Annotated in this window: 15 protein-coding genes; 10 read left to right on the forward strand and 5 right to left on the reverse strand. The window is 65.9% G+C overall.

The window, feature by feature from the left end:
• Nucleotides 1-81: 81 nt before the first annotated feature.
• From rpsA to coaE, 3 genes are all read left to right on the forward strand, one after another.
• Entirely contained in the window at nt 82-1,548 is a 1,467-nt protein-coding gene (rpsA, locus tag QSJ19_RS22430; RefSeq protein WP_286323214.1) for a 30S ribosomal protein S1, read from the forward strand.
• Nucleotides 1,549-1,672: 124 nt separating this feature from the next.
• Nucleotides 1,673-2,929, forward strand: coding sequence for a zinc metallochaperone AztD (gene aztD, locus QSJ19_RS22435; protein ID WP_286323215.1), 1,257 nt, complete (start codon nt 1,673-1,675; stop codon nt 2,927-2,929).
• A 110-nt stretch (nt 2,930-3,039) separates the two neighbouring features.
• Entirely contained in the window at nt 3,040-4,227 is a 1,188-nt protein-coding gene (coaE, locus tag QSJ19_RS22440) for a dephospho-CoA kinase (protein ID WP_286323216.1), read from the forward strand.
• Between the two features lie 11 nt (nt 4,228-4,238).
• On the opposite strand, the gene QSJ19_RS22445 is transcribed toward coaE, so the two are convergent.
• Nucleotides 4,239-4,721, reverse strand: a complete 483-nt coding sequence (locus tag QSJ19_RS22445) for an Rv1443c family protein (RefSeq protein ID WP_286323217.1) — start codon at nt 4,719-4,721, stop codon at nt 4,239-4,241.
• Between the two features lie 215 nt (nt 4,722-4,936).
• On the opposite strand from QSJ19_RS22445, the gene QSJ19_RS22450 reads away from it, so the two are divergent.
• From QSJ19_RS22450 to QSJ19_RS22465, 4 genes are all read left to right on the forward strand, one after another.
• Nucleotides 4,937-5,347, forward strand: coding sequence for a hypothetical protein (locus QSJ19_RS22450; protein WP_286323218.1), 411 nt, complete (start codon nt 4,937-4,939; stop codon nt 5,345-5,347).
• A gap of 167 nt (nt 5,348-5,514) precedes the next feature.
• Nucleotides 5,515-5,979: a hypothetical protein gene (locus QSJ19_RS22455; RefSeq protein WP_286323219.1), complete on the forward strand. Its 465-nt coding sequence runs from the start codon at nt 5,515-5,517 to the stop codon at nt 5,977-5,979.
• Nucleotides 5,980-6,174: 195 nt separating this feature from the next.
• Nucleotides 6,175-6,597 (forward strand): hypothetical protein, encoded by a 423-nt coding sequence (locus QSJ19_RS22460; RefSeq protein WP_286323220.1) that lies wholly within the window; start codon nt 6,175-6,177, stop codon nt 6,595-6,597.
• Nucleotides 6,598-6,884: 287 nt separating this feature from the next.
• A complete protein-coding gene (locus QSJ19_RS22465) occupies nt 6,885-7,352 on the forward strand; it encodes a hypothetical protein (RefSeq protein ID WP_286323221.1) in 468 nt (155 codons plus the stop codon).
• A gap of 6 nt (nt 7,353-7,358) precedes the next feature.
• On the opposite strand, the gene QSJ19_RS22470 is transcribed toward QSJ19_RS22465, so the two are convergent.
• The gene (locus tag QSJ19_RS22470; protein WP_286323222.1) at nt 7,359-7,892 is read right to left on the reverse strand and encodes a ribonuclease FAU-1 family protein; all 534 of its coding nucleotides are present in this window, start codon (nt 7,890-7,892) and stop codon (nt 7,359-7,361) included.
• 309 nt (nt 7,893-8,201) lie between these two features.
• Here QSJ19_RS22470 and uvrB point away from each other — a divergent pair, with 309 nt between their 5' ends.
• A complete protein-coding gene (gene uvrB, locus QSJ19_RS22475) occupies nt 8,202-10,358 on the forward strand; it encodes an excinuclease ABC subunit UvrB (protein WP_286323223.1) in 2,157 nt (718 codons plus the stop codon).
• Nucleotides 10,359-10,486: 128 nt separating this feature from the next.
• Nucleotides 10,487-10,930 carry a universal stress protein gene (locus QSJ19_RS22480; protein WP_286323224.1) on the forward strand — a complete coding sequence of 148 codons (444 nt, stop codon included), beginning with the start codon at nt 10,487-10,489 and terminating at the stop codon, nt 10,928-10,930.
• 60 nt (nt 10,931-10,990) lie between these two features.
• On the opposite strand, the gene QSJ19_RS22485 is transcribed toward QSJ19_RS22480, so the two are convergent.
• Together QSJ19_RS22485 and QSJ19_RS22490 are read right to left on the reverse strand one after the other, a co-directional pair.
• A complete protein-coding gene (locus QSJ19_RS22485) occupies nt 10,991-13,324 on the reverse strand; it encodes a HelD family protein (RefSeq protein ID WP_286323225.1) in 2,334 nt (777 codons plus the stop codon).
• Nucleotides 13,321-13,809, reverse strand: coding sequence for a hypothetical protein (locus QSJ19_RS22490; RefSeq protein WP_286323226.1), 489 nt, complete (start codon nt 13,807-13,809; stop codon nt 13,321-13,323). Before QSJ19_RS22490 ends, QSJ19_RS22485 begins: the two co-directional genes overlap by 4 nt.
• A 4-nt stretch (nt 13,810-13,813) precedes the next feature.
• Here QSJ19_RS22490 and QSJ19_RS22495 point away from each other — a divergent pair, with 4 nt between their 5' ends.
• Nucleotides 13,814-14,035 (forward strand): hypothetical protein, encoded by a 222-nt coding sequence (locus tag QSJ19_RS22495; protein ID WP_286323227.1) that lies wholly within the window; start codon nt 13,814-13,816, stop codon nt 14,033-14,035.
• Nucleotides 14,036-14,045: 10 nt separating this feature from the next.
• Here the strand turns inward: QSJ19_RS22495 and QSJ19_RS22500 are convergent, their stop codons facing one another.
• Nucleotides 14,046-15,290 carry a DoxX family protein gene (locus QSJ19_RS22500; protein WP_286323228.1) on the reverse strand — a complete coding sequence of 415 codons (1,245 nt, stop codon included), beginning with the start codon at nt 15,288-15,290 and terminating at the stop codon, nt 14,046-14,048.
• Nucleotides 15,291-15,402: the final 112 nt, after the last annotated feature.

Here is a 15,402-nt window from a genome sequence, read left to right on the forward strand (position 1 = left end):
CGTGTGCTCGACTACACGCTGTTCATACGTGCAATCAGAAGAACTTTACCTACTACACACCTGTCCGGAGCAACTCAACATATGTCGTCCCCCACGATCACCTCGCCGCAAGTAGCCGTCAATGACATCGGCTCGGCCGAGGACTTCCTCGCCGCCATCGACTCCACGATCAAGTACTTCAACGATGGCGACATCGTGGAAGGCACCATCGTCAAGGTCGATCGCGACGAGGTTCTGCTCGACATCGGTTACAAGACCGAAGGCGTCATCCCGTCTCGCGAACTCTCGATCAAGCACGACGTCGACCCCAATGAGGTCGTCAACGTCGGTGACGAGGTCGAGGCCCTGGTCCTCACCAAGGAGGACAAGGAAGGCCGCCTGATCCTGTCCAAGAAGCGTGCTCAGTACGAGCGCGCGTGGGGCACCATCGAGGAGCTCAAGGAGAAGGACGAGGCCGTCAAGGGCACCGTCATCGAGGTCGTCAAGGGTGGCCTGATCCTGGACATCGGTCTGCGTGGCTTCCTCCCGGCATCGCTGGTCGAGATGCGTCGCGTCCGCGACCTCCAGCCGTACATCGGCAAGGAGATCGAGGCCAAGATCATCGAGCTCGACAAGAACCGCAACAACGTGGTCCTGTCGCGTCGCGCCTGGCTCGAGCAGACCCAGTCCGAGGTCCGCAGCGAGTTCCTGCACCAGCTGCAGAAGGGCCAGGTCCGCAAGGGCGTCGTGTCCTCGATCGTCAACTTCGGTGCGTTCGTCGATCTCGGCGGCGTCGACGGTCTGGTGCACGTCTCCGAGCTCTCCTGGAAGCACATCGATCACCCGTCCGAGGTCGTCGCCGTGGGCGACGAGGTCACCGTCGAGGTGCTCGACGTCGATCTGGATCGCGAGCGTGTGTCGCTGTCGCTCAAGGCAACGCAGGAAGATCCGTGGCGTCAGTTCGCCCGCACCCATGCGATCGGTCAGATCGTGCCGGGCAAGGTCACCAAGCTGGTGCCGTTCGGTGCGTTCGTCCGCGTCGACGAGGGCATCGAGGGTCTGGTCCACATCTCCGAGCTGGCCGAGCGCCACGTCGAGGTGCCGGATCAGGTTGTCGCCGTCGGCGACGACGCGATGGTCAAGGTCATCGACATCGACCTGGAGCGTCGCCGGATCTCGCTGTCGCTGAAGCAGGCCAACGAGGACTACACCGAGGAGTTCGACCCCTCGAAGTACGGCATGGCCGACAGCTACGACGAGCAGGGCAACTACATCTTCCCCGAGGGATTCGACGCCGACACCAACGAGTGGCTCGAAGGCTTCGAGAAGCAGCGTGAGGCATGGGAGGCCCGGTACGCCGAGGCCGAGCGTCGCCACAAGATGCACACTGCGCAGATGGAGAAGTTCGCCGCTGCAGCCGCCGAGGCCGCCAACGCCCCGTCGGACTACTCGTCGGCATCCGAGAGCCGCTCGAGCTCGAGCTCGAGCAGCGCTCCGTCGACCGGCGGTTCACTCGCCAGCGACGAGCAGCTCGCCGCTCTGCGCGAGAAGCTGTCGGGCAACGCCTGATACGCACACCGCAGTAACCACTCACCGCTCCCCGGTTCGGATTCCGAACCGGGGAGCGGTGTTTTATGTGCACCCACTCATGCGTTGTTGACAATAATTGTCATTAAAGGCTTCACTATCCCGCGTGCATCTACAACGGACAAACCTGACACGGGCCGCCGCGCTGCTGGTCGTGTCGTCCTTCGCGCTCACCGCCTGCGGTTCCGACAGCGGGACCAGCGGGACGACGGCCACCAGCAGCGCACCCTCGGGCTCGGCAGCGGCGCAACCCGTCGAACAGCAGAGCGCCACACCGCGTCTCGCCCTCAGCTACGACGGCGGCATCCTCGTGCTCGACGCCGACAACCTCCAGCAGGTCGCCGACATCCCCACCGAGGGCTTTATCAGGCTCAACGGCGCCGGCAACGGCCGCAACGTCTTCGTCTCGGAGACAGGCGGGTTCCGTGTCCTCGACATGGGCACGTGGACTCGTCAGCACGGCGACCACGGGCACTACTACACGACGCAGCCGACGATGACCGACATGCGTTTCGGCGGTGAGGAACCCGGCCACGTCGTGCCGCACGACTCGCGGATCACGCTGTTCAGCGACGGCACGGGCGAGGTCGACGTCGTCGAGCCCGCGGAGTTGCTGCGCGGCAATGCGAAATCGACCGAGTACACCGTGCCGGAACCGCACCACGGCGTCGCCGTGTCCCGCGGGGACGGCACCCTGGTCACCACTGCAGGCAATGACGACACCCGCACCGGCATCGTCATCCTGGACAAGGAGCGCAAGGAGATCGCCCGCAACGATCAATGTCCCGGTGTGCACGGCGAGGCCGCAGCGGCCGACGGCGTGCTGACCTTCGGATGCCAGGACGGCATCCTGATCGTGCGCGGCAACGAGATCCAGAAGGTGCAGAGCCCCGATGCCGCCTACGGACGCATCGGCAACCAGGCCGGGTCCGAGGAGTCACCGGTCGTGCTCGGCGACTACAAGACCGACAAGGACGCCGAACTCGAACGACCGAACCGCTTCACCCTCACCGACACCCGGACCGGGCAACTGCGCGTCGTCCCGTTCCCGGCGAGCTACAGCTTCCGGTCCATCGAGCGCGGACCGGACGGGTCGGCGGTCATCCTCGGCACCGACGGCGTGTTGCACGTGTACGACCCTGCGACCGCCCAGCCGATCCGCACCATCCCGGTGATCCCGGCGTGGACCGAGCCCGACGAGTGGCAGTCACCGATGCCCAACGTCCACGTGCAGGACGGCGTCGCCTACGTCGCCGACCCGACCGCCAAGACGATCACCGCTGTCGATCTGACGACGGGGGAGAAGAAGGCCCAGGCCGGTCTGCTGCAGCAGACGATCGAACTCACCGGCGTCACCGGCTGATCCGCATCCCACGACGAGACTGACCACGAATCGGTCGCCCACACTGTTCCCGCGGCATCCATCGCGAGGTCGCGGGAACAGTCGTCGCAGCGTTTGCGAGACTGGTCGATGTGATCAGACTGGGGCTGTCCGGCGGCATCGGCGCCGGCAAATCGACGGTGGCGACGACCTTCATCGAGCGGGGCGGCTATCACGTCGACGCCGACAAGATCGCCCGTGAGGTCGTCGGTCCGGGAACCGAGGGGCTGGCGGCGCTGGTCGAGGCGTTCGGCGACGACATCCTCACCGCCGAGGGCACCCTCGATCGGCCGGCGCTGGCCGCCAAGGCTTTCGTCGACGACGAGCAGCGAAAGAAGCTGAACGCGATCACCCATCCGCTCGTCGGCAAACGCACCCAGGAGCTCGTCGAGGCAGCCCCCGCCGATGCCATCGTGGTGCAGGACATCCCGCTGCTCGTCGAGGGCAACATGGCGCCGTTCTTCCATCTCGTGGTGATCGTGCACGCCGACGCCGAGGTCCGGGTGCAGCGCCTGACCTCTGCCCGCGGCATGCCCGAGAGCGACGCGCGGGCCCGCATCGCCGCGCAGGCCGACGACGAGCAGCGCCGCGCCGTCGCCGACGTCTGGCTGGACAATCATGGCTCGCCGGACGATCTTGCCGCGGCGGCCGCCGCGCTATGGGATGAGCGCCTGGTCCCGTTCGAGGCGAACATCCGCTCGCGCACGGTCGCGCAGGCGCCGCTGGCCCTCGTCGATCCGGACCCGGAGTGGGCCGCCCTCGGCACACGGATCGTCAACCGGCTCTGGGCGATCGTCGGCGACAAGGCATCGGCGATCGACCACATCGGCTCGACGGCCGTCCCCGGCCTGGCCGCGAAGCCGACCATCGACGTGCAGATCACCGTCGCCGACCTCGACGTCGCCGACGGGCTCGCCGACACCCTCGCCGACGGCGGCTTCCCCCGCGTCGCCGGCATCGACGGTGACAACCCCAAGCCCGATCCGTCGACCGGCTCGGTCGACCGGGGATTGTGGGGCAAGCGTTTTCACGGCTCCGCCGACCCCGGCCGTCCGGTCAACGTCCATCTGCGCGCTGCGGGCTCGCCCGGCGGTCGTTTCGCGATCGACTTCCGCGACTGGCTACGCGCCGACGACGCCGCCCGCGACGAGTACGCACAGATCAAACGTGCCGCCCTCGACGGCGCCGACGGCGACCTCGGACGCTATGTCACCGCCAAAGAGCCGTGGTTCGACGATGCCTATCGTCGCATCGCCGTCTGGAAGCAGTCGTGCGACTGAACACGCGCGTATCAGCGGAAGTGTGCGGCCAGCCGACGATGCCGATGGCTGAACAGATGCCCGACGAACCACACGAGAACCGGGGTCAGCGGACGCAGCGGTAGGCGTGGTCGGAAGTGCACCGCGTCGACCACCTCGGTCCCTCCGGACCGTGTTGTGCTGAGTCGTCGTTCGTGGTGCCAGACGCCCATCGACGCCATGGATGACTCCTCGCGGAATCCCATGCCGGGTGTCAGTTCGACGATGGTCAGGTCGTCGTAGTCGGCGGGCAGCACGCCGCCGTAGAGGATCAGCACTTTGCCGAGCGGGACGCCCACTTCGATGTCGGCGATCGACTTCCCACGATGCCGGCGCGGCAGCACCATCCGCATGTACGGCATCAGCTCGTCATTGATGCCCTCCATGCTCGCCACGCGCGCCCACACATCCTCGATCGGCGCCTCGATCACAGACCGCTGGGTATGGCTGCTCAGCCCTGCTCGCGCCGCGCTCATCGCCCGAGCGTGTCAGGGGAGTCGTGGCAGGTCAAGGCTCCGTCCTGCCTGGTTCGCATCGCCGACGCGCGATTCCAGCGAACAGATGAACTCTGAGGACACATGTGGCCAGAAGGCGGCACGGAGTTCCACTTGCGGCGGCATCCTTTGCTAGCGTGAAGCGCGAAACCGTAGGTGCGACCTACATCACTGCTCTATGTCGAGGGAGATCAGCCATGGGTGCACGTTCGAAGGGCCGCGTCGCGGCCGCCGGTGTCGCTTTCGCCAGTGTCGCCGCCGCGGGAGCCGTGATGGCCGGGCCCGCGAGCGCCGCGGTCAGCGACATCCAGATCGACAACTCTGCTTTGTTCGGATCGGTCGGGGAGCAGCGTTACGGCGCCGGCTGTGGATACGGGGTCATCGCGACCGCCCCCGAGGATTCCAATGTTGATTTCTATATCAACTCCAACAAAGTTGCCACCATCAAGGCCGACGGTGGCAAGGCCACGTACCCCTGGTTCCCTGTTGCCCCAGGCAAATACACGATTGTGGCCAAGGAAGGCGCGCAGGACCCCGGAAAGTCGACCGGTGAGATCACTGTTGGTGTGGGCGTTTACACAGGAAGTTCCTGCCTCGTCATCGGATAGGCATTGTCGCAGTTGGGCGATGGTCAATTCGTGTGAATTCTCGGCAACCATGACGCCATTCCGGGATACAACGGTTGCCGAATCGTGATTTCTGTGAAATACCTAAAGGTGCGGTCGCGATCGTCGGGATGCGACCGATACAACGAAATGCCAAGGGAGACCAGCACATGGCTGTTAGCAAGACCCGCCGCACCCGTATTCTCGGTGCCGCCACCGCATTCATCGGAGTCGGAGCAGCAGGCCTGGTCATGGCTGCACCGGCGAATGCCGAGGTGACAAGCATCAAGTCGAATACACCATCGGGTTATGGTTCGTCTGAGGGCGCATACGGAACCTCGTGCAACTACGAGATCGAGGCCGCTGTGAGCACCAACGTCGGGTCCGTCACGTTTGAGATCACAAAGCCGGACGGGGCTACTGCCACATCAACCAAGACGCCATCCGGTCTGAAGGCAACGTACGATTTCACCCCGGACCAGGTGGGTACCTACAAGATTGAGGCAACACAGGGCGGCGTCTCGCAGTCCAAGGAGTTTGAGGTGAAGCAGGGCATCAATCTCGATCCGGGCGGAGACACCGGTTCGCTGACGATTGTCTCGCCGCTGCAGGCCGGCTGCCTCGTGATCGGCTGATTGTCTGATTTAACCTCAACGGGTGTTGCGGACCATCGGTCCGCAACACCCGTTGTGCTTTCTCCGCCGTAAAACCAATGCACCACAAGAGGTTTGCAACTCCAAACCTCCAGGTATCCTCCTCCGTGTTTGTTACGTTCGACGGGAGCGGATGTCAATTCCGTTCTGACCGCGAGGAACAACGGGAAGGACATCATGACCATTTCCACCAGTCGAATCGCCGGAACAACCGCTGCGTGCGCCGCGATCGCCGCCACTGGGTTCGTCATGGCCGCGCCCGCGAATGCCGCCGTCAACGGTCTGACGCTTCAGGAGCAGTCGGGTCCCGGGTCCGTGGAGGGCGTACGGGGAGTCGGCTGTACCTACAAGGCGGAAGTGAACGTCGATGCCGACACGTCCATCGTGACCTTCAAGGTCGACGGTCCTGGCAGCGCGGACGACGAGACGAAGGTGACGCCCGCCGACGGCAAGGCGAGCTTCGGATTCAAACCGACAATTCGGGGCAAGTACACAATCGCAGCCGTCCAGGGGGCGAGCACCTCGAACGCCGTTTCGGTAGATGTGGGCGGCAACGGCATCCAGATCGATCCGGAGACGTGCCTGGTCCTCGCGCCCTGACTTCTGGGCGTGGCCGCCGTCGACGACACCAGCCACTGACGGACTGATCGACTCGGTGCGTACACGTCATTCCCACCAGAGACACCGCGATGGAGCCCAGGCACTGCGTTACATCAATCCCGCGGCGCCCGGGCCCCGTCATCTCGCATGCACCTGGCCGATGATACAAACTGACAACATTTGTAACCAAATGGCCCACACGTCTCCGTTGCGCTGCTAACGTTCCTTTCGCGCCCGTCGGGGGCGACGTCCGTAACGAGACGAAACGTCGAAGAGTGGAGTAGTCCATGCTGAGTCACCGAAGTCGTATCACCGCGCGATCAACCTGCGCCGCAGCAGCATTCCTAGCGGTCGGCGCCGCGGGCGCCCTGGGGGCTGCTCCCGCTAACGCGGCCCTCGAGGGCATCGCCGTGCAGACACCCGCGGGTTACGGATCGTCGAGTGGCTCGACCAACTACAACGTGTACGGCGCCGGCTGCGCCTATGAGCTCGAGGTCATCGTCAACGGATACCAATCGTCGAAGTCGAACCTGAAGATCACGTCGGTGGGCCAGGGTAGGACCACGACCATCTATGACCAGAAACCGACATCAACCGCTGTCACGCCCGTCTGGCGACCGAATGCGCCAGGCCGCTATGTCCTGACGGCCACCCTCGACGGCGTCACCAAGACGCGTTCGGTGAATGTCGGAACCGGCGTCCAGTTGCCCGGATTCGTCCGTGGCGGTGCATGTTACGTCGTCCCGATCTACTGACAGCGATCAGCCGGCCGGCCGGTCGATGAAGAACACTAGTCCACCGGCCGCCGCGCTGAGCCATCGTTGGACGTCATGACCGTGTTCGGCCGCGCCGACCAGGGTTCGCGTCGCGATGGTCACTGCTTCCTCGCACTCGGCAGTGCCCAAAAGGCCTGCCGAGTGCGCCTCGAACAGTTCGTCGACGTCGATGAGTTCGAGAGGGTGTCCGGGCACGTCGACGAGGTCGAGGTACCAGTCCTCCGCATACCAGCGACCCGCGTCGTCCGGTCCCGTGAAGTGGCCGATGTCGAGGTAGAGGCGTTGGCCGTCTCGGTAGCCGCCGAGGTAGTGGAAGATGTTGGCGCGCAATCCAAGCGACGGCAGTAGCCACGACTCCAGCCGGTCGAACCTGGGGTGATCTGCTGTCCGCGACATGTAGAGACCGTGCTCGGTCGCCTCATACCGCTCGACCTCGCGGACAAAACCCTTGTTGTCGGTGTTGGTCATCGCCGGCACGTCGAAGACCTCACGTTTCGGCGGATGCAGATGCTCCGGCATGGGTGAACTCTAGCGTCGATCCGAACGCCCGGCTGCCCGATGCAGGCGCGATTGATTCCGATCCCCGGGTCCGATCGCAACCACTGTCGGCACGCTGCCGACAGCGAGACGTCCACGAGGATGAACGGGCAGGACAGGACCCGCCGTGTCACATCTGTCAACACCGGAATGCCCTGTCGTGCACTCCCTGCTCGACCTGACAGGTGACAGTGCTGCCCGCCACGCTGGCGGACACATCAGCCCCCGATCCGATGGCGGCGGCACAACCGGTGGAACACAACTGTCGGACCGCGCGTTTACCCTGGCACTATGGCTTTTGCAGCAGAACGTCCGGTCCTTGCGCACTCCGAGTTCCGTCCGGTCGGCGAGATCGAACGGACTGGTGGTCACTTCGAGGTGGTCAGCGAGTACGAGCCCGCCGGTGACCAGCCGGCCGCCATAGATGACCTCGAACGACGCATCACGTCGGGCGAGAAGGACATCGTCCTGCTCGGCGCGACCGGTACCGGCAAGTCGGCTACCACCGCCTGGCTGATCGAGCGGGTCCAGCGACCGACGCTGGTGATGGCGCCGAACAAGACCCTCGCCGCCCAGCTCGCCAACGAACTGCGCGAGATGCTGCCGAACAACTCCGTCGAGTACTTCGTCTCGTATTACGACTACTACCAACCCGAGGCGTACATCGCGCAGACCGACACCTACATCGAGAAGGACTCGTCGATCAACGACGACGTCGAACGGTTGCGGCATTCGGCCACCTCGAACCTGCTGTCGCGACGGGACGTCGTCGTGGTCGCGTCGGTGTCCTGCATCTACGGTCTGGGTACGCCGCAGTCCTATCTCGACCGCTCGGTGGAACTCGAGGTCGGCGACGAGATCGACCGCGACGCACTGCTGCGGCTGCTGGTCGACGTGCAGTACACACGCAACGACACCGCATTCACCCGCGGCAGCTTCCGCGTGCGCGGCGACACCGTCGAGATCATCCCGTCCTACGAGGAACTCGCCGTACGGATCGAGTTCTTCGGCGACGAGGTCGAGTCGCTGTACTATCTGCATCCGCTCACGGGTGACGTTGTCCGACAGGTCGATTCGCTGCGGATCTTCCCGGCCACCCACTACGTCGCCGGGCCCGAGCGCATGGAACGGGCGATGACGAGCATCGAGGAAGAACTCGAGGCGCGCCTGGCCGAATTGGAGGGCAAGGGCAAGTTGCTCGAGGCGCAGCGGCTGCGGATGCGCACCAGCTACGACCTGGAGATGATGCGGCAGGTCGGGTTCTGCTCAGGCATCGAGAACTACTCGCGTCACATCGACGGCCGCGCGGCCGGCAGCGCGCCGGCGACCCTGATCGACTACTTCCCCGAGGACTTCCTGCTCGTCATCGACGAGTCGCACGTCACCGTGCCGCAGATCGGCGGCATGTACGAGGGCGACATGTCGCGCAAGCGCAACCTCGTCGATTACGGCTTCCGGTTGCCGTCGGCCGTGGACAACCGTCCGCTCACCTGGGACGAGTTCGTCGACCGCATCGGTCAGACTGTGTACCTGTCTGCTACGCCCGGTCCCTACGAGCTGGGTCAGTCCAACGGTGAGTTCGTCGAGCAGGTGATTCGCCCGACCGGTCTGGTCGATCCCGAGGTGATCGTGAAGCCGACGAAGGGCCAGATCGACGACCTGGTGCACGAGATCCGGGAACGCACCGAGCGCGACGAGCGTGTCCTGGTCACCACTCTCACCAAGAAGATGGCCGAGGACCTCACCGACTATCTGCTCGAACTGGGCATTCGGGTTCGCTATCTGCACTCCGAGGTCGACACGCTTCGACGCGTCGAACTGTTGCGTCAGCTGCGTAGTGGCGAGTACGACGTGCTCGTCGGCATCAACCTCCTGCGTGAGGGACTCGACCTCCCGGAGGTGTCGCTGGTGGCGATCCTCGACGCGGACAAGGAGGGCTTCCTGCGGTCGACGACATCGCTCATCCAGACCATCGGACGTGCCGCGCGCAACGTGTCGGGCGAGGTCCACATGTACGCCGACAAGATCACCGACTCGATGCGCAACGCCATCGACGAGACCGAACGACGCCGCGAAAAGCAGGTCGCCTACAACACCGAGATGGGCATCGACCCGAAACCGTTGCGCAAGAAGATCGCCGACATCCTCGATCAGGTCTATCGGGAAGCGGAGGACGACGCGGTCGCCATCGGCGGCTCCGGACGCAACGCCAGCCGGGGTCGGCGGGCCCAGGGAGAGGTGTCCAAGGCGGGTAGCTCGGGTGTCATCGAGAAGCGGGACACTTCGACGATGCCGCGCGCCGAACTCGCGGATCTGGTGGCGCAGCTCACCGAACAGATGATGAGTGCCGCCCGTGACCTGCAGTTCGAGCTCGCCGGACGGCTGCGTGACGAGATCGCGGATCTCAAGAAGGAACTGCGGGGAATGGATGCCGCAGGCATCCGGTGAATGTGCTGATCCCCACGAAAGGCGGACAAACCGGCACGTCGCCAACTAATCTGCCGGATCAGGGGTTCTACAGTTGGGGATGACACCTGCCTCGTGACATCGGGGCGGAATGACTCGTGGAGGTTGGGATGAGCGCATACACAACGATCGTCGTCGGCACGGATGGTTCTGAGTCGTCGCTGAAGGCGGTCGAGCGTGCGGGGGCACTGGCGGGCGACGCCGCGTCGCTGGTGATCGCGTGCGCCTACTTTCCGAACGACAAGAGCGCAGGCGGCGCCGCGGATGTGCTGAAGGACGAGGCGTATCAGGTGACCGGGTCGACGCCGACCGAGGAGATCCTGCGGAGCGCGAAAGAGCGTGCCACCAAGGCGGGAGCGGCCAACATCGATCAGCGGTCCATCAAGGGCGCGCCGGTCGATGCGCTGCTCCAGTTGGTCACCGACACCAAGGCGGATCTGCTCGTCGTCGGCAACAAAGGCCTGAACTCGATCGCCGGTCGCCTCCTGGGTTCCGTGCCGGCCGACGTCGCGCGCAAGTCGGCGTGTGACGTGCTGATCGTGCACACGACGTAGTTCGCACACGATCTGGTCCTCACGGACCAGGTCACGCACTGTTCGACCGGACCCCGGCAACTACCAGGTGTCGGGGGTTTCGTTCGTCATGTCCGCCAGCTCGTCCGGCAGGTCACCTGCGTGCACCACGGTCAATCGCTGGGTGGCGCGGGTCAGCGCGACGTAGAGATCGGAATGACCCAGCGGTGAGTCCGCGATGATCTCCGCCGGCTCCACCACGACGGTGTTGTCGAACTCCAGCCCCTTGCACGCGCCCACGGTGAGAATCCGTGGCGGCGAGTCGATGTCGTCGACCGCGGTGAGCAGATCGGCATGCAATCGATCAGGCACGATGACCGCTGTCAGACCGGTCAGTTCCGGGCGGGTGGCCGCGCGGACGGCGACCTTGGCCAGGGCCGCCGGATCGGTGCGGATGGCGCGCGGTTCGATGCCGTTGCTGCGCAATGACGTCGGCGGTGACATCGTCGGGTTGATCTGGGCCAGTACCCGCGTGGCATAGGTCATGATCTCCGACGGTGTCCGGTAGTTCACGGTCAGCTCACGCAGATGCCAGCGGTCGGCGACATACGGTGTCAGGACGTCGCCCCAGGATCGTGTCCCGGCCAGGTCGCCGGTCTGCGCGGTGTCGCCGATGATGGTCATCCAGCGATTGGGGATGCGCCGCATCACCATGCGCCACGCCATCGCCGACAGTTCCTGCGCCTCGTCGACGATCACGTGCCCGAACGCCCAGTTGCGATCGCCGTGGGCGCGCTCGGCCGTGGTGAGGCGCTGGCTCTCGGTCTGCCGGGCGGCCAGCGTCTCCGCGTCGATCAGGTCGTAGGCCATCAGGATCTCGGGATCGAGTTCATCCTCGAGATCCTGTGGGGCCGAACCGGTCAGGATGTCCAGCGCATCTTGGGCGTCGGCGAGCTGACGGCGCCAGCGTTCCCGTTCGGCCTTCTCCGCGTCGTCGGTGCCGTAGCCGATCAGCTCGGCGAGCTCGTCGAGCAGCGGTACATCGGCGGCGCTCAGATCACTGCCGTCTCGCTGTGCGTACGACGGCTCGCGGTGCAGCGCGACGCGATCGTCGTCGGCCCAGCCGGGGCTCGCCTTGCGGATCGCTGCCGGGTCGGACAGCAGCTCACGCAGCATCTCCTGCGGCCCGAGGGCGGGCCAGAACTTCAGCAGGGCACGCCGGATCTCACCGTCGTGGCCCATCTCCTGACGGATGTCGGCGATGTCGGCGCCGCTGAGCAATTGGGTCCCGTCCAGCAGACTCGACCCGATCGTGCGGGCATGGGCCTGCGCGAGACCGTCGAGCGCGGCGCGGATGAAGATCGGTTGCGCGAGATTGTGGGCCCGGCGTGAACTGCGTGCCTTCGCGCGGGCAGCCTTGATCAGCGCCGAGTCGATCATCACCTGGTAGCCGTCGAAGTCGACCGGCACCGGCTTGCTCGGCAGGGACTGGCGTGCGCGGACCGCGCGCTTGAGTAGATCCACCATGCGTAGGTCGCCCTTGACCGCCGCCGCTGCGCGGGACTCGGGGGTGATGGCGTGCACGCCGGGGAACAGGTCGCCGACCGTCGACAGCAGGACTCCGGACTCGCCGAGCGAGGGGAGTACCTGGCCGATGTAGTTGAGGAAGTCGGCGTTGGGGCCGATGATCAGGATTCCGCTGCGCGACAGGATGTCCCGATGGGTGTAGAGCAGGTAGGCCGCCCGGTGCAGCGCGACCGCGGTCTTGCCGGTGCCGGGACCGCCCTGGATCACCGTCACCCCGCGGTGCGGCGATCGGATGATCAGGTCCTGCTCACGCTGGATGGTCTCGACGATGTCGGTCATCTCGCCGGTGCGGGCGGCGTTCAACGCCGCGACGAGAGCGGTCTCGTTGACGACGTCGCCGTGTCCGACGTCATGCGGGGACGCGTCGCCGAGGGTGAGGAACTCGTCGTTGACCGCGCGGACCCGACGACTGCGGGTCCGGACGTGTCGTCGGCGGTCGACCTCTTCGGGAGCCGCCGGGGTGGCGAGATAGAACGGCCGCGACAGCGGTGCGCGCCAATCCAAGAGCAACGTGGTGTCGGCGGCGTCGTCGTTCAGCACTCCGATGCGACCGATGCGCCGCACCTCGCCGTCGTCGAGGTCGAGACGCCCGAAATACAGATTGTGTTCGGCGGCATCGAATTTTGCCAGGTCCTCGGTGTACATACGTTCGTAGGACTCGCGTTCGGACCGCGCCTGCGGCGTGCCGCCCGCTTCCCGCAGAGTCGTCGCGAGTCGTCGCTGGGTGTTCGCGCGCATCCGGTCGAGCCGCCCGTACACGAGATCGAGGTGCGCCTGCTCCTCGTCGATCCGCTCGTCCGCGTCCGGCACCGTCGAGCTCTCCGGGGAGCCGGTATCGGTGGAACTCATTGTGCTGCCGCTCCTTCGGCGTACACCGTACCGATCCCGCATGTGGACGCGAGTCCTGCCGACCACATCGCCGCGGACACCCTTGCGCCGTGGCGTGGCACCGCGAGTCGTCGGCAGACGTCGTCCACCGGCCCGGACAGTGTCCGGTCGGCGAGTTCGGCGTCGAGCCATTCGACGACGGTCCGTTGCGGTCCCAGCGGGAGCTTGCGGCCGTTGCGCGGGTCGGCGAGGACACCGTGTCGGGAGACGTAGAGCGAGAACGTCGGCGGGACAACGGGAGCGGCGACGACCGGATGGTCGGCGGTGGAGAGCATCATGCGATCGTAATTCGGTTCGGTGTGGTCGAGGACGGCGGCTTCGTCGTCGGTGAGCCAGGCGCCGACGGTGCTCAGGGTGGCTCCGTCGGCTCGATACGGTGCGGCCGGGATGTACCCGCGCGCCGAGACATGCGCGGAGTGCCCGACGGCGACATCGGCGAGCGTCACCCGCATGATCGGCGGTGGCGAACTCCCGGCCATCACTGCGGCCAGCTTGGTGCGCAACACCTCACGGGAGGCATTCGACCCGACGGCGACGACAAGCCGACGGCCGGCGAGCGCCGCCGAGTCGATGGCGGCGTCACCGTCGGCGTCGGTCGCCGTCCACGGGTACTCGTGGGCGGGATGCGTCGTCCCGGATGGGCCGATGGCGCCGATCCGGGACGACGGATGACCGGTCGGGACTATGAGCGGGCCTTCCCCAGGCGCCGACGGCCTTCCTCGGCACCCTCGGCGGCGCGGTCCTTGGTGGTGGTGGCCAAGGCGTCGGCCTGGTCGGCGAGTTCGCCGGCCCGGGCACGGATGTAGTCGGCGGCGTCGGTTGAGCGGTCCCGGGCGGTGTCGGCCAATTCCGGCGCACGCTTGCGGATCAGCTCGGCGGCGTCCGCGGAACGCTCACGAGCCGCGTCCGCCAGTTCTGGTGCGCGATCCTTGATGCGATCAGCGGCCTTGTCGGACTTCTTCTGGGCGACGGCAACAGCTTTGTCGGCTTTCTTCTGTGCGGTCTTGACGGCCTTGTCGGTCTTCTTCTGGACCTTCTTGACGGTCTTGTCGGAGCGCTTCCCGAACTTCTTCGCGGCCTTGTCCGAGCGCTTCTGGGCCTCCTCGGCGCGCTTCTGGGCGGCCTCGGCGAACTCCGCGGATTTCTTCTGCGCGATCTCGGCGAACTCGGCGGTCCGCTTCTGTGCGGTCTCGGCCAGCTCCGGGGCGCGGTGGCGGAAGGCCTCGGCGGCCTCACTCGAGTACTTGCCGGCGGCCTCGGCGATCTCGGGGGCACGATGTCGGATGACCTCGGCGGCCTCCACCGACCGCTCTCGTGCGGCCTCGGCGAGTTCCGGGGCGCGGTGGCGCACGACCTCGGCCGCCTCGGCCGAGCGCTCGCCCAACACGTGAGCACCCTCGACCGACCGCTCTCGGATGGTGTCCCAGGTCGAGTCGGACGCGACGACGGGCAGCGCACCGGCGATGGCGCTGCTCGCGGCCGACGCCTTCTGCCGTCCGCGCCAGGCCAGTGACGGCTTGCCCTCGGTGTCGACCGACGCGATGAGCAATCCGCCGAGCAGGCTCACGTTCTTGAGGAACTGCGTGCGCTGCAGGGCCCGGGCCTGCGGATCGGTCTCATTCCAGAAATCATGACCGGCCAGCGTCGTCGGCACCAACGAGCCGGCCAGGCCCAGGGCCGCCACCCGCGGTAATTTGCCGGTGGCCAAGAGGATTCCGCCGCCTATCTGAATCGCACCGTTGACCCGGACCAGGGTCTCGGGATCCGTCGGCACGTTGTCGGTGACCTCGTCGGGCAAGGTCTCGACCGATTTGTCCACGAACTGCTGGGACTTCTCGGCGCGCGGCCCGGGGTTGCGAAGTGCATCGATCCCCGATGCGACGAACACAGTGGCGAGCATGGGTCGGGCAATTCGGCGGATCAACACTGACGGCCTCCTCGTGACAGGACTCGGACGGTCACCGCCCGTTGTTTGAGCGGGTGAACCTCATCGAGGCTACCGGTCACGAGCAGCCGTCGCAGGCGCCCAGCCTGCGCGC

Source organism: Gordonia sp. ABSL11-1 (genome assembly GCF_030315685.1).
Taxonomy (GTDB): domain Bacteria; phylum Actinomycetota; class Actinomycetes; order Mycobacteriales; family Mycobacteriaceae; genus Gordonia.